At 73.3% G+C, this 24,840-nt stretch carries 21 protein-coding genes; 8 read left to right on the top strand and 13 right to left on the bottom strand.

From position 1 onward, the window contains the following. The first annotated feature begins 36 nt into the window (after window positions 1-36). The 3 genes from dusB (at window position 37) to ACQKM2_RS21540 (ending at window position 5,744) form a co-directional block, all read left to right on the top strand. Entirely contained in the window at window positions 37-1,179 is a 1,143-nt protein-coding gene (dusB, locus tag ACQKM2_RS21530; protein WP_125816474.1) for a tRNA dihydrouridine synthase DusB, read from the top strand. 366 nt (window positions 1,180-1,545) lie between these two features. Next, window positions 1,546-4,254 (top strand): pyruvate, phosphate dikinase, encoded by a 2,709-nt coding sequence (gene ppdK, locus ACQKM2_RS21535; protein ID WP_427711920.1) that lies wholly within the window; start codon window positions 1,546-1,548, stop codon window positions 4,252-4,254. 461 nt (window positions 4,255-4,715) lie between these two features. After that, window positions 4,716-5,744 carry an ArsR/SmtB family transcription factor gene (locus ACQKM2_RS21540; RefSeq protein WP_427711922.1) on the top strand — a complete coding sequence of 343 codons (1,029 nt, stop codon included), beginning with the start codon at window positions 4,716-4,718 and terminating at the stop codon, window positions 5,742-5,744. Window positions 5,745-5,825: 81 nt separating this feature from the next. Here ACQKM2_RS21540 and ACQKM2_RS21545 read toward each other — a convergent pair whose 3' ends face one another. Next, window positions 5,826-6,986, bottom strand: a complete 1,161-nt coding sequence (locus tag ACQKM2_RS21545; RefSeq protein ID WP_427711924.1) for an alkaline phosphatase PhoX — start codon at window positions 6,984-6,986, stop codon at window positions 5,826-5,828. Between the two features lie 315 nt (window positions 6,987-7,301). On the opposite strand from ACQKM2_RS21545, the gene ACQKM2_RS21550 reads away from it, so the two are divergent. Beyond that, window positions 7,302-7,706, top strand: coding sequence for a VOC family protein (locus tag ACQKM2_RS21550; protein ID WP_427711926.1), 405 nt, complete (start codon window positions 7,302-7,304; stop codon window positions 7,704-7,706). 4 nt (window positions 7,707-7,710) lie between these two features. On the opposite strand, the gene nirD is transcribed toward ACQKM2_RS21550, so the two are convergent. From nirD to ACQKM2_RS21565, 3 genes are read right to left on the bottom strand one after another with little or no spacing between them, the layout of a single operon-like run. Beyond that, a complete protein-coding gene (gene nirD, locus ACQKM2_RS21555) occupies window positions 7,711-8,043 on the bottom strand; it encodes a nitrite reductase small subunit NirD (RefSeq protein ID WP_427711928.1) in 333 nt (110 codons plus the stop codon). Then, on the bottom strand, window positions 8,040-10,571 hold the full coding sequence (gene nirB / locus ACQKM2_RS21560) for a nitrite reductase large subunit NirB (RefSeq protein ID WP_427711930.1): 2,532 nt from the start codon (window positions 10,569-10,571) through the stop codon (window positions 8,040-8,042). The genes nirD and nirB overlap by 4 nt, the downstream gene beginning before the upstream one ends. Then, entirely contained in the window at window positions 10,571-11,947 is a 1,377-nt protein-coding gene (locus ACQKM2_RS21565; RefSeq protein ID WP_427711932.1) for an NAD(P)/FAD-dependent oxidoreductase, read from the bottom strand. The genes nirB and ACQKM2_RS21565 overlap by 1 nt, the downstream gene beginning before the upstream one ends. Window positions 11,948-12,119: 172 nt before the next feature. Between ACQKM2_RS21565 and ACQKM2_RS21570 the strand changes: the two genes are divergently transcribed. Continuing rightward, entirely contained in the window at window positions 12,120-12,896 is a 777-nt protein-coding gene (locus ACQKM2_RS21570) for a sulfite exporter TauE/SafE family protein (protein WP_427711934.1), read from the top strand. A 6-nt stretch (window positions 12,897-12,902) separates the two neighbouring features. Here ACQKM2_RS21570 and ACQKM2_RS21575 read toward each other — a convergent pair whose 3' ends face one another. From ACQKM2_RS21575 to ACQKM2_RS21590, 4 genes are all read right to left on the bottom strand, one after another. Continuing rightward, window positions 12,903-13,604 carry a class F sortase gene (locus tag ACQKM2_RS21575; RefSeq protein WP_427711936.1) on the bottom strand — a complete coding sequence of 234 codons (702 nt, stop codon included), beginning with the start codon at window positions 13,602-13,604 and terminating at the stop codon, window positions 12,903-12,905. A 130-nt stretch (window positions 13,605-13,734) separates the two neighbouring features. Then, the gene (locus ACQKM2_RS21580) at window positions 13,735-14,277 is read right to left on the bottom strand and encodes a hypothetical protein (RefSeq protein WP_427711938.1); all 543 of its coding nucleotides are present in this window, start codon (window positions 14,275-14,277) and stop codon (window positions 13,735-13,737) included. A 177-nt stretch (window positions 14,278-14,454) separates the two neighbouring features. Beyond that, window positions 14,455-15,762: an ATP-binding protein gene (locus ACQKM2_RS21585; protein WP_427711939.1), complete on the bottom strand. Its 1,308-nt coding sequence runs from the start codon at window positions 15,760-15,762 to the stop codon at window positions 14,455-14,457. Continuing rightward, window positions 15,759-16,424, bottom strand: a complete 666-nt coding sequence (locus ACQKM2_RS21590; RefSeq protein ID WP_427711941.1) for a hypothetical protein — start codon at window positions 16,422-16,424, stop codon at window positions 15,759-15,761. Before ACQKM2_RS21590 ends, ACQKM2_RS21585 begins: the two co-directional genes overlap by 4 nt. 166 nt (window positions 16,425-16,590) lie before the next feature. Between ACQKM2_RS21590 and ACQKM2_RS21595 the strand changes: the two genes are divergently transcribed. Beyond that, entirely contained in the window at window positions 16,591-17,046 is a 456-nt protein-coding gene (locus ACQKM2_RS21595) for a gamma-glutamylcyclotransferase family protein (protein ID WP_427711942.1), read from the top strand. A gap of 98 nt (window positions 17,047-17,144) precedes the next feature. Here ACQKM2_RS21595 and dnaG read toward each other — a convergent pair whose 3' ends face one another. The 4 genes from dnaG to ACQKM2_RS21615 all read right to left on the bottom strand — a co-directional run bounded on the left by dnaG (window position 17,145) and on the right by ACQKM2_RS21615 (window position 22,536). After that, window positions 17,145-19,046 carry a DNA primase gene (dnaG, locus tag ACQKM2_RS21600; protein ID WP_427711944.1) on the bottom strand — a complete coding sequence of 634 codons (1,902 nt, stop codon included), beginning with the start codon at window positions 19,044-19,046 and terminating at the stop codon, window positions 17,145-17,147. A gap of 34 nt (window positions 19,047-19,080) precedes the next feature. After that, window positions 19,081-20,355 (bottom strand): NAD(P)/FAD-dependent oxidoreductase, encoded by a 1,275-nt coding sequence (locus ACQKM2_RS21605; RefSeq protein WP_427711946.1) that lies wholly within the window; start codon window positions 20,353-20,355, stop codon window positions 19,081-19,083. 94 nt (window positions 20,356-20,449) lie between these two features. Next, the gene (locus ACQKM2_RS21610; RefSeq protein ID WP_427711948.1) at window positions 20,450-21,766 is read right to left on the bottom strand and encodes a deoxyguanosinetriphosphate triphosphohydrolase; all 1,317 of its coding nucleotides are present in this window, start codon (window positions 21,764-21,766) and stop codon (window positions 20,450-20,452) included. Between the two features lie 56 nt (window positions 21,767-21,822). Then, window positions 21,823-22,536, bottom strand: a complete 714-nt coding sequence (locus tag ACQKM2_RS21615; protein WP_427711950.1) for a sirohydrochlorin chelatase — start codon at window positions 22,534-22,536, stop codon at window positions 21,823-21,825. Window positions 22,537-22,995: 459 nt separating this feature from the next. Between ACQKM2_RS21615 and ACQKM2_RS21620 the strand changes: the two genes are divergently transcribed. Beyond that, window positions 22,996-23,664, top strand: coding sequence for a SanA/YdcF family protein (locus ACQKM2_RS21620; RefSeq protein WP_427712091.1), 669 nt, complete (start codon window positions 22,996-22,998; stop codon window positions 23,662-23,664). 71 nt (window positions 23,665-23,735) lie between these two features. After that, a complete protein-coding gene (locus ACQKM2_RS21625; protein WP_427712093.1) occupies window positions 23,736-24,500 on the top strand; it encodes a glucose 1-dehydrogenase in 765 nt (254 codons plus the stop codon). A gap of 10 nt (window positions 24,501-24,510) precedes the next feature. Here the strand turns inward: ACQKM2_RS21625 and ACQKM2_RS21630 are convergent, their stop codons facing one another. Next, the gene (locus ACQKM2_RS21630; protein ID WP_427711952.1) at window positions 24,511-24,816 is read right to left on the bottom strand and encodes a Uma2 family endonuclease; all 306 of its coding nucleotides are present in this window, start codon (window positions 24,814-24,816) and stop codon (window positions 24,511-24,513) included. Window positions 24,817-24,840 lie beyond the last annotated feature (24 nt).

The following is a 24,840-nucleotide window of genomic DNA, read 5'->3' on the forward strand; positions in this document are numbered from 1 at the left end:
CTAACTAACGAACGCCGCTTGGGCGAGAATGGAGGGATGAGCACGCTCCCCCCGCCCCTCGCGATCGGCCCGCACACCGTGCAGCCCCCCGTGGTGCTGGCGCCCATGGCCGGCATCACCAACGCCCCGTTCCGTACGCTCTGCCGCGAGTTCTCGGGCGGCAAGGGGCTGTTCGTGAGCGAGATGATCACGACACGCGCCCTGGTCGAGCGCAACGAGAAGACCATGCAGCTGATCCACTTCGACGCGACGGAAAAGCCGCGCTCGATTCAGCTGTACGGGGTGGACCCGGTGACCGTCGGCAAGGCCGTCCGCATGATCGTGGAAGAGGACCGCGCCGACCACATCGACCTCAACTTCGGCTGTCCGGTCCCCAAGGTCACCCGCAAGGGCGGCGGCTCGGCCCTGCCCTACAAGCGCAACCTGCTGCGCGCGATCCTGCGCGAGGCGGTCGCGGGCGCCGGCGGCCTGCCGGTGACGATGAAGATGCGCAAGGGCATCACCGACGAGCACCTCACCTACCTCGACGCCGGCCGGATCGCCGTCGAGGAGGGGATCACCGCCATCGCCCTGCACGGGCGCACCACCGCCCAGCACTACGGCGGCACCGCCGACTGGGAGGCCATCGCCCGGCTCAAGGAGCACGTCCCGGAGATCCCGGTGCTCGGCAACGGCGACATCTGGTGCGCCGAGGACGCGCTGCGCATGGTCCGCGAGACCGGCTGCGACGGCGTGGTGGTCGGACGCGGCTGCCTGGGGCGGCCCTGGCTGTTCAACGACCTGGTCGCCGCCTTCGAGGGCCGCCCCGAGGACTTCCACAAGCCGAACCTGCGGGAGGTCGCGGCCACGATGCTGCGGCACGCGCAGCTGCTGGGGGAGTGGATCGGCGACGAGGCGCGCGGTGTGATCGATTTCCGTAAGCACGTCGCCTGGTACCTCAAGGGCTTCGCCGTCGGTTCCGAGATGCGGGGCAAGCTCGCCGTCACCTCCTCCCTGGCCGAACTGGATGCTCATCTGAGCGAGCTGGACCTGGACCAGCCCTGGCCCGACGGTGCGGACGGCCCGCGGGGCAGGACGTCCGGAAACAACCGAGTTGTCCTGCCGGACGGCTGGCTGAAGGATCCCTACGACTGTGCCGGTGTGAGCGAGGACGCCGAGCTGGACACGTCCGGAGGCTGAGAAATCGCCCTCCGTGCCGCGTGATATACGCCACGCATGGGAGAGGTTTCGCTCAGATGAGCGCGTAAGTCACGGGTAAGACTTTCAAAGGGTGGCACTGGGTGCCACCCTTTGTTCGTTCAAGAGTTGAACGCAAATGTATCGATGATCGCTCATCCGAGCGGGATCAAGCCTCAAACGACCACTCGGGCTTCGGCTTCTGAAGGCTCTTCGTACGATCACATTACTCATCGGTTACTTTCGATACGGTGGCGCACGGGTGGTTACAGCCTCATGACCGCCAAGTGGACGTACCGATAAGCCTTCGATCTGGGTATGTTCCTGGCCGTCAGGGCAGCCACCCGAGTCCTCGAGGAGTCGAGACCCGTGTCGGAAAACAAAGATCAGAAGTTCGTCTACGACTTCACCGAGGGCAACCGGGACCTCAAGGACCTTCTCGGCGGCAAGGGGGCCAACCTCGCCGAGATGACCAACCTGGGTCTCCCCGTCCCTCCCGGCTTCACCATCACCACCGAGGCCTGCAAGGTCTACCTCGACAGCGGTTCGGCCCCGGCCGAGCTCCGCGACGAGGTCAGCGCGCACCTCGCCGCCCTCGAGGCGAAGATGGGCAAGAAGCTCGGCCAGTCGGACGACCCGCTGCTGGTCTCCGTCCGCTCCGGAGCCAAGTTCTCCATGCCGGGCATGATGGACACGGTCCTCAACATCGGCCTCTCCGACGAGTCCGTCGTGGGCCTCGCCGCCCAGGCCGACAACGAGCGCTTCGCGTGGGACTCGTACCGCCGCCTCATCCAGATGTTCGGCAAGACCGTCCTCGGCGTCGAGGGCGAGCTCTTCGAGGACGCCCTCGACGAGGCCAAGGCCGCCAAGAAGGTCACCGTCGACACCGACCTCGACGCCGCCGACCTCAAGAAGCTGGTCAAGGTCTTCAAGAAGATCGTCTCCAAGGAGGCCGGCCGGGAGTTCCCGCAGGACGCCCGCGAGCAGCTCGACCTCGCCGTCGAGGCCGTCTTCAACTCCTGGAACACCGACCGCGCGAAGCTCTACCGCCGCCAGGAGCGCATCCCGAGCGACCTGGGCACCGCGGTCAACGTCTGCTCCATGGTCTTCGGCAACCTCGGCCCCGACTCGGGCACCGGCGTCGCCTTCACCCGCGACCCCGCCAGCGGCCACGCCGGCGTCTACGGCGACTACCTCCAGAACGCCCAGGGCGAGGACGTCGTCGCGGGCATCCGCAACACGGTCCCGCTCGCGGACCTGGAGGCCATCGACAAGGCCTCGTACGACCAGCTCATGGCGATCATGACGACGCTGGAGACCCACTACAAGGACCTCTGCGACATCGAGTTCACCATCGAGCGCGGTCAGCTGTGGATGCTCCAGACCCGTGTCGGCAAGCGCACCGCCGGCGCCGCCTTCCGCATCGCCACCCAGCTCGTCGACCAGGGCCTGATCTCCGAGGCCGAGGCGCTCCAGCGCGTCACCGGCCACCAGCTGGCCCAGCTGATGTTCCCGCGCTTCGACGAGGGCGCGAAGACCACCATGCTGGGCCGCGGCATCGCCGCCTCCCCGGGCGCGGCGGTCGGCAAGGCCGTCTTCGACTCGTACACGGCCGTCAAGTGGTCCCGCTCCGGCGAGAAGGTCATCCTGATCCGCCGCGAGACCAACCCCGACGACCTCGACGGCATGATCGCCTCCGAGGGCATCCTGACCTCGCGCGGCGGCAAGACCTCGCACGCCGCCGTCGTGGCCCGCGGCATGGGCAAGACCTGCGTCTGCGGCGCCGAGGAGCTCGACGTCGACACCAAGCGGCGCCGGATGACGGTCGGCGAGACGGTCATCGAAGAGGGCGACGTCGTCTCCATCGACGGCTCCACCGGCAAGGTGTACCTCGGTGAGGTACCCGTCGTGCCGTCCCCGGTCGTCGAGTACTTCGAGGGCCGCATGCACGCCGGCGCCGACGACGCCGACGAGCTGGTCGCCGCCGTGCACCGGATCATGGCGTACGCGGACCGCGTCCGCCGCCTGCGGGTCCGCGCCAACGCCGACAACGCCGAGGACGCGCTGCGCGCCCGCCGCTTCGGCGCCCAGGGCATCGGCCTGTGCCGCACCGAGCACATGTTCCTCGGCGAGCGCCGCGAGATGGTCGAGCGCCTGATCCTCGCGGACACCGACGGCGAGCGCGAGGAGGCACTCAGTGCCCTCCTGCCGCTGCAGAAGCAGGACTTCATCGAGCTGTTCGAGGCGATGGACGGCCTGCCCGTCACCGTCCGCCTGCTCGACCCGCCGCTGCACGAGTTCCTGCCCGACATCACCGAGCTGTCGGTGCGCGTCGCCCTCGCCGAGTCCCGCAAGGACGCCAACGAGAACGACCTGCGCCTGCTCCAGGCCGTGCACAAGCTGCACGAGCAGAACCCGATGCTGGGTCTGCGCGGCGTCCGCCTCGGCCTGGTCATCCCCGGCCTGTTCGCCATGCAGGTCCGGGCGATCGCCGAGGCAGCGGCCGAGCGCAAGAACGCCAAGGGCGACCCGCGCGCCGAGATCATGGTCCCGCTGGTGGGCACCGTCCAGGAGCTGGAGATCGTCCGCGAGGAGGCCGACGCGATCATCGCCGAGGTCGAGGCCGCCACCGGCACCAGCCTCAAGCTCTCGGTCGGCACGATGATCGAGCTGCCGCGCGCCGCGCTGACCGCCGACCAGATCGCCGAGGCCGCGCAGTTCTTCTCCTTCGGCACGAACGACCTGACCCAGACGGTGTGGGGCTTCTCCCGCGACGATGTCGAGGCCAGCTTCTTCACGGCCTACCTGGAGAAGGGCATCTTCGGGGTCTCGCCCTTCGAGACCATCGACAGGGACGGCGTCGGCTCCCTCGTGCGCCACGCGGCCAAGCTGGGCCGGGCCACCCGCCCCGACCTCAAGCTCGGCGTCTGCGGCGAGCACGGCGGCGACCCGGAGTCGGTGCACTTCTTCCACGAGGTCGGCCTCGACTACGTCTCCTGCTCGCCGTTCCGGATCCCGGTGGCGCGCCTGGAGGCCGGCCGCGCCGCCGCCGAGGCCAAGGGCTCCGACAGCCGCTGAGACCCTCCAGGGGCCCTTCGGGGCCCTGCTCGGGCCCGTGAGGGCCCCGGGGCTCCCCGAGCCCCCACCGACTGCGCCCTCCCCCGGTTCCCTGACTGCCGGGGGAGGGCGCATCCCATTTCGGGGGCCGGGGCGCGAGACGGCCCGTATCGCGAAATTTTCAACAATGTCATTACGGCGCCAGGCGGTGGACGGATCCCCACCCGTCCACCGCCTGCCGCCTATCTGCCAGGCACGTCGGCGCTTCCCGGTGCGACCGACCGCCAGGCCCCGCAAAGCCCCCCACGGCCTTCACGGAGCGTTTCGGTCGCACCGGAGTGTGCCTGGCGGAGTACAGGATTTCGCTTGTCACGCCTCTGCCGAAAGGGGTTTCAACTGTGGCCGAAAGGGCGTGGTGACCACGTGTGACGGCATGCATACTCATGGGGCGGGGGGATTGCGGTTGCACAGGTGGGGGTTCGGTGCTTCGTATCCATTTCACTGGAGTGGACCTGGCACGCGTACGGATGGCAGGGCGTCCCGATGCGTTGTGGGAAACGATTCTTAGTTTTCATCGCTTAAGAGACCGGCGTGACGCCCGGTTCTTCGGCGAATGGCGCACGGAAACCCGGAGCAGGTTGAATGGTGAAACAAGGCTGCTGGGTGCGCTCATACCGGCTCGCGGCTATTTCCCCGATTTCCTGACCCCGGCCGAGGGCCAGTACGGGTGGGACCTCGGGCTCGACGCGCTGCGCGCGCTGCGCCCCGAGCGGCTGCGCCGGGAGCTGTCCCTCGTGGGCGCCGGCGCCGGGACGGGCTTCGGGGCCGCCTTCGGGACCCCGCCGCCGACCCGGCTGCGGGAGTTCATGGACGGCGGCACCAAGCACCTGCCCCGGCTGCTGGGCGAGCTGCGCGCGTACCACCGGGCTGCCGTGGAGCCGTACTGGACCCACATCCAGGCCCAGATAGAGGCCGAGCGGGCGGCACGCGGCCGCGCGCTCCTCGACGGGGGCGCGGACGAGCTGCTCGCCTCCCTGCCGCCGATGCTGCGCTGGCGGGCCCCGGTGCTGGAGTGCGAGTACCCGGTGGACCGGGACGTACGGCTGCGCGGGCGCGGGCTGCTGCTCCAGCCGTCCTTCTTCTGCCGCCGGACGGCCGTGACCCTGCACGACCCGGAACTGCCGCCGGTGCTGGTCTACCCGGCCGCCGCCCAGCTGGCCTCCGCGGCGGCGGGCGGGGAGGCCGCCCGGCCGGCCGAGGAGCAGCGCCAGCGCACCCTGGGCAAGCTGGTCGGCCACACCCGCTCGGTGGTGCTGCGGGCCATCGGCGACGGGGCCACCACCAGTGAACTGGCCCGCCGGGCCGGGGTCTCCCTGGCCTCGGCGAGCCAGCACGCCTGCGTGATGCGCGAGGCGGGCCTGGTGACGACCCTGCGCCACGGCAACGCGGTCCTGCACACGGTGACCCCGCTGGGCGCGGCCCTGCTCAAGGGCGGCGCGGTGGTCTCCTGAAGGATCGGTTCTCCGGACGCGCCGCGGCCCGGCGGGGAGGTCGGCTCCTCCCCGCCGGGCCGGGTGCCCGGGGCGCGGGCGTCAGACGCGGAACGGCCCCGTCACCTCGTAGGTGATGCCGCCGGTCGAGGAGCCGCTCGTACCGCGCTGGCTGCTGAAGTACAGCCGGCTGCCGTCGGGCGAGAAGGCCGGGCCGGTGATCTCCGAGGAGGACTGGCCGGTGATCCGCAGGAAGGGCGCCACCACGTCGTCCGGGGTGATCACGCAGATCTCCATGTTGCCGCCGTCCTCGGCGACGTACAGGTCCCCGTACGTCGACCCGGTGACGTTGTCGACGCCGGTCAGCGGCGCCGCGCCGCCGGGGACCAGGGAGTCGTCGTAGGCCAGCTCGTAGGTGCTGTTCGCCAGGTTGAGCTGCCAGACCCGGTTGTCGCCCTTGGTGGTGAACCACACGGTGTCGCTCGCGTAGTGGCAGCCCTCGCCGCCGTTGAAGTGCTTGGCGCCGGACACCTGGGTGCGGGTCGTGGTCGGGGAGCCGTCCGGGTCCGGCACGTTCTGCCAGCTGAAGGAGCCGGAGGTGCCGCTCCCGGCGACCATGACCTGGAGCGTGCCGGCGGACAGGTTGCCCCAGGTGGTGGGCACGAAGCGGTAGAAGCAGCCGTTCGTCTCGTCCTCGGTCAGGTAGACCACCTGGCGGACCGGGTCGGCCGCCGCCGCCTCGTGTTTGAAACGGCCCATCGCGGGCCGCTGCACGGCCGCGTTCACCCCGTACGGGTCGGTCTCGTAGACGTAGCCGAGGCTGACCTCCTCGCACGACAGCCAGGTGTTCCACGGGGTCTTGCCGCCCGCGCAGTTCTGCCGGGTGTTCGAGAGGATCCGGTAGGCCCCGGTGACCGTGCCCGAGGAGTTGAACTTCACCGCGCTCGCGCCGCCGCTCGGGTTGATCTCCGAGTTCGACACGTAGATCCAGCCGCTGCCGTCCGCGAAACACGCGCCGCCGTCGGGGGCGCTGTGCCAGGTGTACGAGGTGCCGCTCACCGTCTGCGAGGAGCGGGCTATGACCCGGCTGGTGAACCCGGAGGGGAGCATGATCCCGTTGGCGTCCGCCGCGCCGAGGGCTCCGTAGGGGCCGGCGCCCGGCTGGGCCGGAGCGGCGTACGCGGCCCCGTGGCTGAGGGTTCCGGCGAAGGCGGCGGCGGAGGTGCCGATCACGGCACCGCGCAGGAAGGTACGACGTTCCACGGTCACTCCTGTGGGAGGAGGGCCTCCGCACCCGGCCGGGCGCGGGGTCGCATGCGTGGAGGAACCTAGGGGCGCAGCATGGACGGGACGCCAACTCCCCATGACGCCGGAGCGACCGGTACACGGGCAGTCGTCCCTGCCCGCCGGGCTGCCGGACTCTGCCCTTCCAGCGCATCTGACCTGCGGAAACGAGATACCTGAAAAAAACTTGGCCGGACAGCGATGAGTTCTGCCGGTGCCCCGGGTCTACCCCTTCGACAACGCACCGCGTACCGCGTACCGCGCACCACGCCGCACCAGAGAAGAGGAACCGAGATGACCCAGATGATCTTCGTCAACCTGCCGGTGAAGGACCTGGACGCCGCGAAGGCCTTCTGGGAGAAGCTCGGCTACTCCTTCAACCCGCAGTTCACCGACCAGACCGCCGCCTGCATGGTCGTCAGCGACAGCATCTTCGCGATGCTGCTGACCGAGGAGAAGTTCAAGGAGTTCGCCACCAAGCCGGTGGCCGACGCCTCGAAGACCACCGAGGTCATGGTCGCGCTCAGCGCCGACAGCCGGGAGAAGGTCGACGAGGTCGTCGACGCCGCCCTCGCGGCCGGCGCCGTCGAACCCCGCCCGGTCATGGACCTCGGCTTCATGTACGGCCGCGCCTTCGAGGACCTGGACCACCACGTGTGGGAGTTCGTCTGGATGGACCCGGCCGCGGTCCAGGGCTGATGCCCTACGGGGCGGAGGCGGTCCGCACCTGGTACGTCCGGACCGCCACCTCCTCGTCGTCCAGGCAGCGCCCCGACTCCAGGTCGAAGCGCTGCTTCAGCAGCGGCGAGGCAACGAAGGGCCGCCCCTGCGCACGCCCCACCAGCCCGCGCGACAGGACGTGCGCCCCGGTGAAGGGGTCCTGGTTGCCGATCGCGTACGGGCGCCCCGCGCGGTCGAGGAAGACCGCGGCCTGGCTCCCGTCGGGCAGCAGGGCCGCGACCCCGCGCCCCGGGGTGAGCGCCGACAGCGGGCACACCGTCAGCCAGCCTTCGGCCACCTTCAGTTCCACGGTCATCGGGCCGGTCCTCCAATGGTCAGGACGGCCAGGTCGGGCTTGACCTGGTCGCGCTCGGGAACGAACTTCACGGTCGGGTCGGGCGCGCCGGGCGCGTTGACGAAGGACACGAACCGGCGCAGCCGCTCCGGGTCCGACAGGGTCTCGGCCCACTCGTCGCGGTAGTGCGCCACGTGGTCGGCCATCAGCGCCTCCAGCTCGTCGCACAGCCCCAGCGAGTCGTGCACCACCACGTCCCGCAGGTGGTCCAGGCCGCCCTCCAGCCGGTCCAGCCAGGTGGACGTCCGCTCCAGCCGGTCGGCGGTGCGGATGTAGAACATCAGGAACCGGTCGATGAGCCGCACCAGTTCGGCGTCCGACAGGTCCTGCGCCAGCAGGTCCGCGTGGCGCGGGGTGGCCCCGCCGTTCCCGCCGACGTACAGGTTCCAGCCGCTCGCCGTCGCGATGACCCCGAAGTCCTTGCTCTGCGCCTCCGCGCACTCGCGGGCGCAGCCGGACACCGCCGACTTCAGCTTGTGCGGGGCGCGCAGGCCCCGGTAGCGCAGCTCCAGGTCGATGGCCATCCGGACGCTGTCCTGCACCCCGTAGCGGCACCAGGTCTGCCCCACGCAGGACTTCACCGTCCGAAGGGCCTTGCCGTACGCGTGCCCGGACTCGAAGCCGGCGGCGACCAGCCGCGCCCAGATCCGCGGGAGCTGGTCCACGCTCGCACCGAACAGGTCGATGCGCTGACCGCCCGTGATCTTCGTGTAGAGGCCGAAGTCGCGGGCCACCTCGCCGATCACGATCAGCTTGTCGGGGGTGATCTCACCGCCCGGGATGCGCGGGACGACCGAGTACGAGCCGTTGCGCTGCAGGTTGGCGAGGAAGTGGTCGTTGGTGTCCTGGAGGGCCGCCTGCTCGCCGTCCAGCACGTAGCCGCTGGCACCCAGGGTCGGGGCCAGGGAGGCGATGATCGAGCCGACGGCGGGCTTGCAGACCTCGCAGCCGTCGCCGCCGCGCGCCTCCTCGCGGCCGTGTCCGTCCAGGATGTCCTGGTACGAGGTCAGGCGCCGGGTGCGGACGATCTCGTACAGCTCGGCCCGGGTGTACGGGAAGCAGCCGCACAGCCCCTTGTCGGCGGCCGCCGGCAGCAGCTGCCCGATCACCTTCAGGCAGCTTCCGCAGCCGGTGCCGGCCTTGGTGCACTTCTTGACCTCGGGCAGGGTGGCGCAGGCGGTGATGGCCTTCTTGGTGACGTTGTGGCAGGAGCAGATGACCGCCGTGTCCGGCAGCGCGGACGGGCCGAGCGCGACGGGCGCGCCGGCCCCGGCGGGCAGCACCAGCTGCTCGGGGGCGACCGGCAGGACGCTGCCGGTCAGCGGGCGCAGCAGCCCGTACGAGTCGGCGTCGCCGACCAGCACGCCGCCCAGCAGGACCCCGTCGGGGGAGACGACCAGCTTCTTGTAGACGCCGGAGCGGGAGTCCGACCAGACCACGTCCAGGCTGCCCTCGGCGGTGCCGTGCGCGTCGCCGAAGGAGGCCACGTCCACGCCGAGCAGCTTGAGCTTGGTGGACAGGTCGGCCCCGGTGAACTCCTTCTCCCGGCCCAGCAGGTCCTCGGCGGCGGTCTCGGCCATCTCGTAGCCGGGCGCGACCAGCCCGTAGACGCGGCCGTCGACGGCCTGCGCGCACTCGCCGATGGCGTACACGTGCGGGTCGGAGGTGCGGCAGCGGGCGTCGACGGTGATGCCGCCGCGCTCGCCGACGGCCAGGCCGGCCGCGCGGGCCAGCTGGTCGCGGGGGCGGACCCCGGCCGAGAACACCACCAGCTCGGTCTCGACGGCGGAGCCGTCCGACAGGCTCATCCCGCACACCGAGCCGTCCTCGCCGGTCAGCACCTCCTGCGTGCCGACACCGGTGTGCACGGTCAGCCCCATGGACTCGATGGTGCGCAGCAGGGCGGCCCCGCCGCCCTCGTCCACCTGGACGGGCATCAGGCGCGGGGCGAACTCCACGATGCGGGTGGCGAGCCCGAGCCCCTGGAGGGCGCCGGCCGCCTCCAGTCCGAGCAGGCCGCCGCCGACGACGGCCCCGGCCGACCGGGTCTTGGCGTACTCCTCGATCGCGAGGAGGTCCTCGACGGTGCGGTACACGAAGCAGCCCGGGGCGTCCTTGCCGGGGACGGGCGGCACGAAGGGGTAGCTGCCGGTCGCCAGCACCAGCACGTCGTACGGGACGACCAGCCCGGAGCGGGCGGTGACGGTACGGGCGGCGGTGTCGACGTGCTCGGCGGGGTCGTCGAGGTGCAGCTCGATGCCGTGCTGCTCCATGAAGCCGGCCGGGGTCAGGGAGAGGTCCTCGGGGGTGCTCCCGGAGAAGTACGAGGTGAGGTGGACCCGGTCGTAGGCGGGCCGGGGCTCCTCGCAGAGCACGGTGATCCGGTGCGTCGCGGTGGCCCCGCGCTCGGCGAGGGCCTCCAGGTAGCGCTGGCCGACCATGCCGTGTCCGATGAGCACGATCGCGGGCAGGGGCTCGGGCACGGTCATCAGTGGCCTCCGTCGTCGGTGAGCAGGTGGAACGGGTCGTGCGGGGCGGTCAGGAACTCGTCGCCCTCCCAGGTGCGGGCGAGGGCCCCCACCGTGGAGAGCTCCCCGAGCAGCACCCCGCCGACCAGCCGGTCGCCGCGCAGGACGACCTTGCGGTAGGTGCGGCGGGTGGCGTCCGCGAGGCGGAGCACGTCGTCGCCGGGGAGCGGGACGGGGTCGCCGAACGCGGCGAGGTCGAAGGGGCCGGGGCCGCCGGCCGTGGGGAGGGTGAGGCGGGTGAGGGCGCGGGTGCCGGTGTACTCGGCGTCGTCCCCGCGCAGCACCGCCGCGAGGGCGTCGGCCTGCTCCAGGGCGGGTCCGGCCAGTCCGTACACCCGGCCGTCGTGCTCGGCGCAGTCGCCGACGGCGTGGACGTACGGGTCGCTCGTGCGCAGCCGGCCGTCGACCACGACGCCCTTGCGGACCTCCAGCCCGGCCGCCTGGGCGAGCCCGACGCGCGGACGGACCCCGCAGGCGAGGACGACGACGTCGGCGTCGAGCCGGTACCCGTCGGCCAGCTCCACCCCGGTCACCCGCCGGGGGCCCCGGGCGGGCGCGGTACGGGGGAGCCGGGGGCCGGGCGGGACCCGGCCCGGCGCGCCGCCGTCGGCCCGGCCCGCCGGCGCGGCCGGGAGCCGCGGCTCCGACCCGGTCACGGGGTCCGGGGCGGAGGAGGCCCCGGGCGGCGGGGTGTCCGTCGTGGTCAGGCCCCTGACACGGCACTCGGTGTGGATCTCCACTCCGAGCGCGGTCAGGTGGTCCCGCAGCAGCGCCGAGGCGTCGGCGTCCAGCTGGCGCTCCATCAGGCGCTCCGCCTGCTGGGCGAGGACCACCTGCGCACCCCGCGCGGCCAGCGCACGGGTCGCCGAGACGCCCAGCAGCCCGCCGCCGATCACCACCGCCCGCAGGCCCGGGCGTACGGCCGCCGCGAGGGCCAGGCAGTCGTCCATGGTGCGGAACGCGTGCACGCCCTCGGGGAGTTCCCGCCCGTCGGGGGCGAACAGCCCGCGCAGCGGCGGCAGCACCGGGTTCGATCCGGTGGCCAGCACCAGGGTGTCGTACCGCTCCACCGAACCGTCGTCGCAGTGCACGGCCCGGTCCGCGCGGTCGATCCGCACCGCCCGGACGCCCCGGCGCAGCGCCGGGCCGGGGGCCGGGAGCGCGGTGACCTCGGGGGCGTACCGGCCCGCCAGTACCTCGGCCAGCAGGACCCGGTTGTAGGGGGCGTGGGTTTCCTCCCCGAGTACGGTCACCGCCGCACCGGGGCCCAGCCGCGCAGCGAGCCGCAGGCCCGCCAGGCCGCCGCCGATCACCACCACACGCTGTTCCGAGGTCATGGCACGAGCGTGCGGGCGGGCTGTTTCCCCGCCGCATCGCCCCTGTTACCCGGACGGAACACCGACCTCAGCGCCCGTGCCGGGGGTTCGTGAGGCCGGGAAACCTCAACCTTTGCGCAAGTTTCCGGAGATCGATGGTCCCTGCACCGATGCGGTACCTAGGGTCGTGGCCGTGCCTGACATATCAACGACCATGATCATCGTGCTGTGCGTGGCCGCCGCCGCGGCCGGCTGGATCGACGCGGTGGTCGGCGGTGGCGGACTGCTGCTCCTGCCGGCCCTGCTGCTCGGCCTGCCGACCGCCCAGCCCGCCGCCGTCCTCGGGACCAACAAGGCGGTGGCCATCGTCGGCACCGCCGGAGCGGCCGTCACCTACGCGCGCAAGACCACCGTCGACGTGAAGCTCGCCGTCCGCATCGGGCTGGCCGCGCTCGCCGGGTCGATGGGCGGGGCCGCGCTCGCCGGCGGGATCAGCAAGGACGCCATGCGGCCGCTGATCATGGGGGTGCTGGTGGTGGTCGCCGCCGTGGTCATCTTCAAGCCGGGCTTCGGCGCCGCCCCCGCCGCCTCACCCGTCTCCCGCGGCCGCGTGCTCCTCACCATCGCCCTCGCCGGCCTCGGCATCGGCTGCTACGACGGCCTCATCGGCCCCGGCACCGGCACCTTCCTCGTGCTGGCCCTGACCGCCCTGCTCCACCTCGACCTGGTCACCGCCTCCGCCACGGCCAAGATCGTCAACTGCTGCACCAACGCCGGCGCGCTCGCGATGTTCGCCTACCAGGGCATGGTGTTCTGGCAACTGGCCGCCCTGATGGCGGTCTTCAACCTGGCCGGCGGCATGGTCGGCGCCCGGATGGCCCTGAAGAAGGGCAGCGGCTTCGTCCGCGGCGTACTGCTCACCGTGGTCGGCGCCCTGGTCGTCAAGCTCGGCCTCGAACAGTGGGGCTAGAAGGTCTCACGGCGACGTCCCCGTGAGGTGGGCGAAGACGACCACGTTGCCCTGGTAGCCGGTGCGCGGGGAGAACGCACCGCCACAGGTGATCACCCGCAGCTCCGCGCGCGGCGAGGGCCCGTACACGCGCCGGTCCGGGAACGCCCCGGCGTCGTACACCTCGACCGCGTGCACGGTGAACACGGCCGTCCGCCCGTCCGCCCGGTCGACCTCCACCAGGGCCCCCCGGCGCAGCGCGCCCAGGTGGTAGAAGACCGCCGGGCCGCTGGCGTGGTCGACGTGCCCCGCGATCACCGCGGTGCCGGTCGCACCCGGCGCGGTCCCGTCCCGGTACCAGCCGGCGAGCTCCCGGCGGGCCGGCGGGGGCACTTCGAGGCTGCCGTCGCGGTCCAGGCCCAGCCCGGTCAGCGGGGCGTCCACCCGGATCGACGGGATCCTGATCCGCACGGGCGGCGACCCGGGGAGCGGGTCGATGCTCCCGGGGTAGAGGGGCTGCGCGCTCAGCGCCTCGGCGGCGGAGGGCAGCGGGGGCCGCACGGGCACGGCCGAGCCGCTGCCGATGAGCCAGACGCCGACGCAGACGGCCGCCGCGACCAGCCCGGCCCGCGCCGCGAGCGCCCCGGCGGGGCCCCTCGTGCAGGCTCCGGGGCGTCCGCTCCTCCGGGCCCGGGGGCGTCCCCGCAGACCCGGGAAGCCGCCACGCATGCGCCGTACCCCCTCGTCTCGCCGTTCCTGGTGTGGCCGTCGCCCGTCCCCGCGAACGGGGGGACCTCGCGGGGCGGGCGACGGGGGGCGGTACCGGTCGGACCGCGGCCGCAGCCGCGGTGGGCGCCCGTCAGCTCCGCGTGCCGCTCGCCCGGCGACGCAGGAGCCAGGTACCGCCGACGGCGGCCGCGGCCAGCACTGCCGCTCCCGCCGCGATCTTGGCGGGGTCGGTGGCGGTGGTCGTGCCACCACCCACCCCGGTCCGGACGTGGCCCTGCGGGCCGCGTCCGGTGACGACCAGGTCGCCGGTGGCGAACTTGCCGTTCGCGCAGGTGGCGCCGATTCCGTAGGTGCCCGGCCGCAGGCCCTCGCCGATCCGGAACCGGCCCGTGACCACGTCCTCGCGGCCGCCCGAGGCCAGTTCGAAGCGGCCGCCCGCCACCGTGCTGGCGTCGCCCTCGGCCCGGCTGCCCCGGCCGCAGGCCTTGGTGTGCACGGTGACGGTGGCGCCCGGGGCGGCGGATTCCGGCCGGACCTCCAGCACGGCGAAGTCCCCGGGCGCGAAGGGCGCCATGCCGAGCTCCGCGGCGGCCACCGCCCCGGCGACCGGCCCGGCGAAGGCGACGGCGGTCAGCGCGGTGGCGGTGAGCACGTGGGCGGTGCTGCGGCGCATGGGTACTCCAGGGGACACGGGGTCGTGTTCCGAGGAAAACCGGCCCGCCCGCCCACCGCCTGCCGAGCCTGCGCCGGATCCCGCCGCCGGCGCCCCGCCGGACCACATCCGTGCAGGTCAGGGCCGTGCGGGGGCATCCGTGTCCGCCCACGCCGTCCGGGTGACGTCCGGGTGGCGTCAGGCCGGCGGCAGGGTCACGACGGCTGCCGCGCCCGCCGGCCGGGGGTTCGACAGGGCCACCCCGGCGCCGATCACCTGGGCCTGCCCGAACGCGATCGTCAGCCCCAGCCCGGTGCCCTGGCCCCGCTCCGGCGTCCCCGTCACGAACCGCCGCGGCCCCTCGCGCAGCAGGGCCGGGGGATAACCCGGACCGTCCTGGTCCCGGACGGTCACCGACGTCCCCGACACCGTCACCGTGATCGGGCCGCTCCCGTGCCGCCGGGCGTTGACCAGCAGGTTCGTCAGGATCCGCTCCAGACGCCGGGCATCGGTGCGCACCCGCACCCCGCCCGGCGCACCGGCGGTCCCGTCCGCGCCGACCACCTCCGCCGCCACCCCCGACCGCTCCGCGATCGATGCCACCAGCGGTCCCAGCACGTGCTCCTCCAGCCGCGCCTCCTCCCGGTTGGCGTCCAGCCGGGCCACCTCCAGCAGGTCCTCCGTCAGCGTCCGCAGCGCCGCGACCCGGTCCCGGACCAGCTCCGTCGGCCGCCCGGCGGGCAGCAGCTCGGCCGCCGTGTGCAGGCCCGTCAGCGGGGTGCGCAGCTCGTGCGCCACGTCCGCCGTGAACCGCTGCTCGGCCTCCAGGCGCTGCTGGAGGCTGGCCGCCATGGTGTCCACCGCCGAGGACAGTTCGGCCACCTCGTCCCGGGTCCCCGGCGGCCCCGACGGGCCGATCCGGGCGTCCAGGTCGCCCGCGCTGATCCGCCGGGCGGTCTCGGCGGCCGTCCGCAGGTCCTTGCTGAGCCGGCTGGCCAGCAGTGCCCCGCCGACCGCCGCCAGCGCCACCACGCCCGTCCCGGAGGCGACCAGCTGAGCGTCCAGCTCCTCCAGCTCGGCCTGTTCGGCCGCCAGCGACTGCCGCACCGTCAGCACGTGCCCGCTGCCCACCGGCCGGGCCGCCCACACCGCCGGGTCCGGTCCGGTCAGGTCGAGGTAGGTGGTGCGGCGGCCGTCCAGGGCCGCCCGGCGCAGCTCCGGCGGGGTGGAGGGGCAGTCGACCCGGGCGTCGGCCTCCCCGACCTTGTCGAAGTCGAGCCGGCCGGTGATCTCGTAGATCTGCCGTACGCGGACCAGCTGTTCGACCGCGCTCTTGCGGGCGGCGTCGGACACCTGGCGGGCCCGGGCCTCGTGGATCAGGACGCCGATGGTGACGGCGACCAGCGAGCAGCCGGCCGCCAGCAGGGCGGCGATCTTCCAGCGCAGGCCGAGGGCGCGCAGCCGGCGGCGGAAGTCGGCGGGCGAGGCCGGGAACCGGGCCCTCACGAGGGGTCCCGGGGCTTGGTGTAGCGGCGCTCGTCGTTGACCACCGTCATCCGGGTGCCGTCCCAGTGGTAGCGGACGGCCTGCTCGGAGCCGTCGTCGGGGGCGGTGCGCAGCAGCAGGTCCCCGCCGATGGACTCGGCGGCCATCCGCCGTCCTATGGAGAACAGGATGGGGACGATCCGCTTCCCCCGGGCGGCGTACACGCTGAGCGCGGTGCGGCCGCTCTCGGTGTCGGCGGCGACGACCATCTCCTTCTGCCCGTCCCCGGTCAGGTCGAGGAAGACCGGCGGGCGGATCCCGGCGCGGCCCGGGGTGTTGATCGTCCCCTTGCCGGCGAGGAGCTTCATCCGCTTGTCCGCCTTCACCACGGCCGTCACGTCCACCGCGGCCAGCCCCCCGGGACCGACCTCGGGCCCGTCCGGCAGCGGCGCGGGCGGCGGCTGGCGGGTGCCGGTGGCCACCCCCGGCGCGCGCGGGGAGTCCTCGGACCAGGCCGGCCACAGCGCCTCCGGCTGCGGCTGCGGGGAGACCGGGGCCACCGGCTCGCCCTCGGCGAGTCCGCCGGGTGCGGCGCAGCCCGCCGACGCCGACGCGGCGGCGCAGAGCAGCAGGGCGACGGCGGTGGCGGCGGTGCCGCGGGAGCGGTGGGGAGATCGCGTCATGGGGGGCGGGGTGGGGTCGGGAAACGGACGGAACCAGACGTTATGGGGCGCTCGTCACGGGAGCCGGGAGATTGTGTAACAGCGGTGCGTACGGTGGTGGTGCGCGGTGAAGAGGGGCCTTTGGGCCCGGACGCGCACCGTCCAGTAGTAGTCGAGGGAGGGACCTGTGGCATCGGTCGATCGGCCGGGATCCGGAGCGGGAACCGGGCCGGGCGTGCTGCCGTTCTTCGTGTACGGGACGCTGCGGCCGGGGGAGGTCAACCACGACCTGTTCCTGAAGGGCCGGACGGCGGCCGAGGAGCCCGCCCGGCTGCCGGACGCGGTGCTGTACGAGGGGCCCGGCTACCCGTACGCCGTCGACCGCCCCGGCTCCGCCATAGCCGGGGAGCTGGTCACCGCCGCGCCGGGGGAGTACGCGCGGCTGCTGGTCGCGCTGGACCTGCTGGAGGAGTACGCGGGCCCGGGGCGCCCGGGGAACGTGTACGACCGCGTCGCCCGCGAGGCCGTGCGCCCCGACGGCAGCCGGGTCCGGGCCTGGGTCTACCTGGCGGCCGCCCCGCTGGCCCGCCGCCTCGCGGAGGCGGGCACCGAGATCCCGGGCGGGGACTGGCTGCGGCGCTAGCCTGCGCCGGGCCGGCCGGGCCGGTGGGGGCCGGTCGGCGGGGCAGGTCCGCCGGGTGCGGTCGCGCGCGGGCCGCCCCCGCAACCGATCCCCGGCGGTCAGAGCCCTTCGGCGCCGCGGTTGCGCAGGCGCTGCCCGTACTGCTGGAGCACCCACAGCTCCTGCTGGATCGCCGCGTGCTGCTCCGGCGGGGCCTGCGGGCTCAGCCGGGTCATGGCGCCCTGGATCTCCAGGACCCGCCGGTCGACGGCGCGCAGCCGGACCTGCACGAGCTGGACGCCCGCGTAGACCTCGTCCACCGTCTTGGTGTGGATGGCCTCCACCGCCAGCTCCGTGACCATCGCCCGGACGGTGTCGTTCGGCGCGGCCTCGCGCACCCGGACCAGGTAGTCCTCGGTGCCCTGCGCGGCGCCGCCGGCGTCCTGGATGGCCTGGCGGACCGCCGCGTAGGGCGGGGCGGTGAACTCGTCGATCCCGTACGCGTCGAAGGTGGGGGAGACCAGGGCCGGCCGCTGGAGCGCCAGCTTGAGCAGCTCGCGCTCGGTGCGGTGGGCGGGGCTGCGCAGGTTCAGCGCGGGCCCGCCGCCGACGGCCGCCGGCGGCGCCGCGGGGGCCGGCTCCTGGGGGCGGCCCCGGCCCTGCTGCTGCGGCTGGTTGCCGCGCTCGCGCGCCCAGCGCGCCAGCTGCGCCACCCGCTTGACCACGAACTGCTCGTCCAGGATGCCCAGCATCCCGGCCAGCTGGACGGCCGACTCGTGCTGGATCGAGAGGTCCTTGATGCTGGCGACGACCGGCGCGGCCTCGGCCAGCGCGGCCGCCCGCCCCGCCGGGTTCTCCAGGTTGTGCCGGGCCACGATGTGCCGCAGGGCGAACTCGAACAGCGGAGTGCGGGCGTCCACCAGCCCGGCCACCGCCGCGTCGCCCTGCGCGAGGCGCAGGTCGCAGGGGTCCATGCCGCCCGGGGCGATGGTGATGGAGGTCTCCGCCGCGAACTTCTGGTCGTCCTCGAAGGCCCGCAGCGCGGCCTTCTGCCCGGCGGCGTCGCCGTCGAAGGTGAAGATCACCTCGGCGGTGGCGTTGTCCATCAGCAGCCGCCGCAGGATCTTGATGTGGTCCCCGCCGAAGGCGGTGCCGCAGGTGGCGATGGCGGTGGTGACCCCGGCCAGGTGACAGGCCATGACGTCGGTGTAGCCCTCGACGACCACCGCCCGGGAGGTCTTCGCGATCTCCTTCTTCGCCAGGTCGATGCCGTACAGCACCTGGGACTTCTTGTAGATCGCCGTCTCGGGGGTGTTCAGGTACTTCGGCCCGTTGTCGTCCTCGCGCAGCTTGCGCGCGCCGAAGCCGACCACCTCGCCGCTGATGTCCCGGATCGGCCACATGAGCCGGCCCCGGAAGCGGTCGATGGGCTTGCCGCTGCGGCTGTCCTGGGCCAGCCCGGAGAGGATCAGCTCCTTGTCGGTGAAGCCCTTGCCGCGCAGGAACCGGGTCAGGTGGTCCCAGCCGGCCGGGCTGTAGCCCACGCCGAAGTGCTGGGCCGCCGCCTGGTCGAAGCCGCGCTCCGCCAGGAAGCGGCGGGCGATCTCCGCCTCGGCGCCGCCGAGCTGGTCCGCGTAGAAGAGGGCGGCGGCCTTGTGGGCCTCGACCAGGCGGATCCGCTCGCCGCGGCCGCTGGTGCCGGCGGTGTAGCCGCCCTCCTCGTACCGCAGGGTGATGCCGGCCTGCCCCGCCAGCCGCTCGACCGCCTCCGAGAAGGAGAGGTGGTCGATCTTCATGATGAAGTCGAGGGTGTCCCCGCCGGCCTGGCAGCCGAAGCAGTGGTAGAAGCCCTTGCTGGGGCTGACCTGGAAGGACGGGGACTTCTCGTCGTGGAAGGGGCACAGGCCCTTGAGGTTGCCGCCGCCGGCGTTGCGCAGCTGGAGGTACTCCGAGACCACGGCGTCGATCGGGACCGCGTCCCGTACCGCCTTCACGTCGTCGTCGTTGATCCGTCCTGCCACCCGTGAATTCTACGGCCGGGCGGCGGCAAACCCGTCAGGCCCCCTCCGCCGCCACCAGCGACTCAAGCGGAACCGAGGGATCCGCCAGTCGTTCGCGGTCCACCGGCGCCTTCGACCTGATCAGGGCCTGGATGGGCTCGACGACGTCCCACACGTTCACGTTCATTCCGGCCAGCACCCGGCCGTCCGACAGCCAGAACGCGATGAACTCCCGCTTGCCCGCGTCCCCGCGCACCAGCACCTGGTCGTAGCCGCCCGCCGGGGCGTACCCCGAGTACTCCAGGCCCACGTCGTACTGGTCGGAGAAGAAGTACGGCACCCGCTCGTACGAGACCTCCTGCCCCAGCATCGCCCGCGCGGCCGCCGGGCCGCCGTTGAGGGCGTTGGCCCAGTGCTCCACGCGCAGCCGGGCGCCCAGCGCCGGATGGTGGGCGGCGGCCACGTCCCCGACGGCGAACACGTCCGGGTCGGAGGTGCGCAGCGAGGCGTCCACGGCGATGCCGCCGCCGTGCTCCCGGTCCACCAGGGCCAGCCCCGAGGTCTCGGCGAGCGCGGTGCGCGGCGCGGCCCCGATCGCGGCGAGCACCGCGTGCGCCGGGTGCTCCTCCCCGTCGTCGGTGCGGGCGGCCATGACCATGCCGTCCTGGCCGACGATCTCCGTCAGCCGCGCCCCGAAGTGGAACCGCACCCCGTGCTCGGTGTGCAGGTCGGTGAAGAGCCGGCCGACCTCCGGTCCGAGCACCGCGTGCAGCGGCGTGGCCAGCGGCTCGACCACGGTCACCTCGGCGCCGTAGCCGCGCGCCGCCGCCGCGACCTCCAGGCCGATCCAGCCCGCGCCCGCGATCAGCAGGTGGCCGTTGTCCCGGCCCAGCGAGGCCAGCGCCTGGCGCAGCAGATCGGCGTGGGCGAGCCGGCGCAAGTGGTGCACCCCGGCCAGACCGGTGCCCGGGATGTCCAGGCGGCGCGGCTCGGCACCGGTGGCCAGCAGCAGCTTGTCGTAGTGCATCAGGGTGCCGTCGCCCAGGCGCACCGTCTTGGCCTCCCGGTCCAGGTGCACGGCGGGCTGGCCGAGGTGCAGCTCGATGTCGGCGCCCGCGTACCAGGACGGCTTGTGCACGAAGACGCTGTCGCGCTCCTCCTTGCCCAGCAGGTAGCCCTTGGACAGCGGGGGCCGCTCGTAGGGATGGTCGCGCTCGTCGCCGATCAGGATCACCCGGCCCGTGAACCCCTCCGCCCTCAGCGTTTCGGCGGCCTTGGCCCCGGCCAGCCCCGCGCCGACGATGATGAACGTCTGGTTTGCGTCGACCACCTGATGCCTCCTCATAACCTGTCGGCCACTTGCGGCCACCTTGCGAGAGTCCCGCACCCAGCCTGCCCCGTGAAGGGGGAATGGCCCGATCGGCTCACCCTTCGGCGCGCCGCCCGTGCCGGGTGAGGCGTGCGTGCAGTGAACGGGCGGCCGCGTCGGTCAGGCAGGCGATCTGGTCGATGACCGCGCGTTTGCGGGCCTTGTCGTCCGCCGCCGCGTCGAAGATCGCCCGGAACTGCGGGTCCAGGCCCTCCGGGGCGCGGGCGCTGAGCGCCTCCGCCAGTTCGGCCAGGACGATGCGCTGGTCGGCCCGCAGCCGTTCCTGCTCGTCGCGCTGCATCACGTACAGGTCGGCCACCGCCTTGAGGACCGCGCACTCGTTGCGCGCCTCGCGCGGTACGACCAGCTCCGCCGCGTAGCGGGTGAGCCGGCCGGTGCCGTACGCCTCGCGGGTGGCGCCCTCGGCGGCCAGGCAGAACCGGCCGATCAGCTGGCTGGTGGCGTCCTTCAGGCGGGCCTGCGCCACGGCGGAGCCGTCGTAGCCGTGCGGCCACCAGTCCTCCTCCATCAGCCGGTCCAGTGCCTCGCGCAGCTCCTCCGGGGAGGTGTCGGCGGGCACGTAGCGGCCGATCGCGACCTGCCAGATGGCGGCCCGCTCGGGCTCGGCGAAGAGGAGGTTCGGGTCGATGTGCCCGGCGTGCAGCCCGTCCTCGAAGTCGTGCACGGAGTACGCGACGTCGTCCGCCCAGTCCATGACCTGGGCCTCGAAGCACTTGCGGTCGGCGGGCGCGCCCCGCCGGAGCCACTCGAAGACGGGCAGGTCGTCCTCGTAGGCGCCGAACTTCACCGAGTCCGGGTCGGTGGGGTGGCCGCCGCGCGCCCACGGGTACTTGGTGGCCGCGTCCAGGCAGGCGCGGGTCAGGTTGAGGCCGACGCTGACCGGATCGCCGGTGGCCGGGTCGGGCACGAAGCGCTTGGGCTCCAGCCGGGTCAGCAGGCGCAGCGACTGGGCGTTGCCCTCGAAGCCGCCGCAGTCCTTGGCGAACTCGTTGAGCGCCTCCTCGCCGTTGTGTCCGAACGGAGGGTGGCCCATGTCGTGGGAGAGGCAGGCCGCCTCGACCAGGTCCGGATCGCAGCCGAGGGCCGCGCCGAGCTCCCGGCCGACCTGCGCGCACTCCAGGGAGTGCGTCAGCCGGGTGCGGGGGCTGGCGTCCCAGTCGAAGGAACGCGTGCCGGGGGTGACGACCTGGGTCTTCCCGGCCAGGCGGCGCAGCGCGGCCGAGTGCAGCACGCGGGCGCGGTCGCGCTGGAAGGCGGTGCGGCCGGGCCGTTTGTCCGGCTCGGCGGCCCATCGCTCGGTGGCGGCCGGATCGTAGGACTCGTAGGCGGGGACGTGCGCGGTGCCTTCCATGCTGAGACGTTAACCGGAGTCACCGACAATCCGAGCAATCCGAACCTACGCGGCCTTTACGCGGTGGCCAGTTCCGGCTCCCGTGCGCTGCGGGCGAGCGCTTCGTCGTAGCGGTGCAGCACCAGCCGGGCGAGTGCCGGGTGCGCGCCGAGCGGGGCCGCCGCCGGGCCGGTCGCGGCGGCAGCGCTCGCGGACGCGAACCGGCCGGGGGCGGCGAAGTACGAGGCCACGGCCGCCCGGTGGTACCCCCGGGCGGCCAGCGCCCGGACGGCGTCCGGCACGCCCGGCGCGGCCGCCGAGGCGTACGCGGGGACGACGGGGACCCCGCCGAGCCGTTCGGAGAGCAGGTCGGCGGCGCGGCGGGTGTCGGCGGCGGAGTCGGGGTCGAGGGACCCGGCCGAGGCCAGCACGACGGCCGTGCCCGGGGTCCAGCCGGCCTCCAGGAGCCGCTCGAACAGGGCCTCCACGAGCAGCGGGTGGGGGCCGAGCGGGGCGGCGATCCGGATCCGCAGGTGCCCGGCGCGGGCCGCGGCGGCGGGCAGGTCCCGCTTGACGTGGGTGCCGCGTCCGAGCAGCAGCGGCACGAGGACGGCCGCTCCGGCGGTGTCCCGCAGGGTGTCGGCCAGCAGCGGCCGGTTCAGTTCGATGTGGCCGAGGCGGACGTCGAGGGCGGGGCGGAGCTCGCGGACCCGTTCGAGCAGGGCGAGGACGGTGTGCGGGGCGCGCGGGTCGCGGCTGCCGTGGGCCACGGCGACGAGGGTGGGGTGCATGTGGGGACTCCGTGGTGCCGGGCGCGTGGCGGGCGCAGGCCGCTGAGCTGGGTGCCGAGCTGGTCGGTGATCCGCGTCAGCAGCTCGGCCGCGCTGCCGAAGGGGAAGGACTGGGTGGCGGGAGGGTGCACCGGCTCCGTCATGGACCGATCCTGCGGGGCCCGGATTGCGTGGGCGTTGCGCGGGGGTGACGGGTGGTTTCCTGCTGCTCACTCGGTCATTCGTACGAGTGAAAGGCGGGGCGGGTGGAACTGGGGGACGGGGGCGGTTCGTCAATCCGTGCGAAAGACGTGCGAAAGGCGTACGGGACGAGGGGAACCGGTCATGGGGGAGCAGGAGCAGGAGCAGGAGCAGGGGCAGGGGCAGGGGCAGGGGCAGGGGCAGGAGCGGGGGCGGAAGCAGGGACGGGCTCGCCGGTTCGGCGTCGGCCGGTGGAGGACATGGCTGCCGGCGGTGCGGATGGCGCGGGCGGTGCGGACGGTGCGGGGGCGGCGGCGGGCCGTGCAGGCGGTGATGGCGCTGTGCGTGCTGGCCCTCTTGCCCTCGACGTGGACGCACGCCGCGGCCGCCGACCGGCTGCGGACCACCGCCGCCGCGCCCGACGCCGGGGTGGCGGTGGTCTTCGGGGCCGGCCTGTGGAAGGGCCGTCCGACCCCGTACCTGGCGTACCGGCTCGACGCGGCCGTGGAGCTGTACCGGGCGGGCAAGGTGAAGGTGGTCCTGGTGACCGGGGACAACAGCCGCACCGAGTACGACGAGCCGGGCGCGATGCGGACGTACCTCCGGGAGCACGGCATACCCGACGACCGGATCGTCAGCGACTACGCCGGATTCGACACCTGGGACTCCTGCGTGCGGGTCCGCGAGATATTCGGGGTGCGCCGGGCGGTCCTGATCAGCCAGCACTTCCACATCCACCGGGCGGTGGCCCTGTGCCGGGCGGCGGGCGTGGACTCCTACGGCGTCGGCGTGGACGACGAGCACGACTCCACCTGGTACTACGGTGGCGCCCGCGAGGTCCTCGCGGCCGGGAAGGCGGCCCTGGACGCGGCCTTCCGGCCGGAGCCGAGGTTCCTCGGCCCGAAGGAAGAGGGGGTGTCGCGGGTCCTGGCCGCTCTGGCAGACTGACGCCGCGTCGGCGTATGCCGATTAGTCATATACCTATGTGTCTGTCTGCGTCAGGGGTGTGGATCGTGGCTGTGGTGGATCTGAGCGGCAAGGTCGTCGTCATCACCGGTGGGGCCCGCGGCCTGGGAGCGGCGGCCGCGCAGGCGGTCGTCGACGGCGGCGGCCGGGTGCTGATCACCGACCTGCTGGAGGCCGAGGGCGCCGAGACCGCCGCCAAGCTCGGCGACGCGGCCCGCTTCCTGCGGCACGACGTGACCAGCGAGGCCGACTGGACGGCGGTGCTGGAGTACGCGGTCGCCGAGTTCGGCCGGATCGACGGGCTCGTCAACAACGCCGGCATCTCCACCGGCCAGTTCCTGGAGCACGAGAGCGTCGAGCACTTCCGCCAGGTCATCGAGGTCAACCTGGTCGGCGTGTTCATCGGCATCAAGACCGCGATACCCCTGCTGCGGGCGGGTGGCGGCGGATCCGTCGTCAACATCTCCTCCGCGGCCGGCCTCACCGGACTCGCCCTCACCGCCGGGTACGGAGCCTCCAAGTGGGGCGTGCGCGGCCTGTCCAAGATCGGCGCCGTCGAACTCGCCGAGGCGAAGATCCGCGTCAACTCCGTCCACCCCGGCATGACCCTGACCCCGATGACCGCCCCCGTCGGCATCCAGGCCGGCGAGGGCAACTACCCCGGCGCCCCCCTGGGCCGCGTCGGCGTCCCCGAGGAGATCGCGGCCGCCGTCGCCTTCCTCCTCTCCGACGCCGCCGGCTACATGACCGGCGCCGAACTCGCCGTCGACGGCGGCTGGACGGCAGGCCTGACGGTCAAGTACCTCACCGGCCAGTAGGCCGGGCCGCCTACCGGGTCAGACGTGCCAGATCGATCTCGATGCCGAAGGGCACGCTCGTCTTGAGGCGCTCCCGGTGGATACCGGTGGGGACGTAGGTGCGGGTCGTGTCGTCGAGCTCGTACGCGTGGACCACCGGGAGGCCGTGCTCCTCCTCGACGCGCCAGAAGTGCCGGATCCCGGCGCGGGCGTACGTGAAGGGCTTCGTCTCCCGGTCCCGCTCCTGAGACTCCTCGGAGACCACCTCGACGACCAGCGCCACGTCCTCGGGCAGGAAACAGGTCCGGGTCGTAGGCGACGGACGCGGCGATGACATCCGGCTCGGGACGGCTCTCCACGC

The sequence above is a fragment of the Streptomyces sp. NPDC004126 genome (genome assembly GCF_050275515.1).
GTDB lineage: Bacteria > Actinomycetota > Actinomycetes > Streptomycetales > Streptomycetaceae > Streptomyces.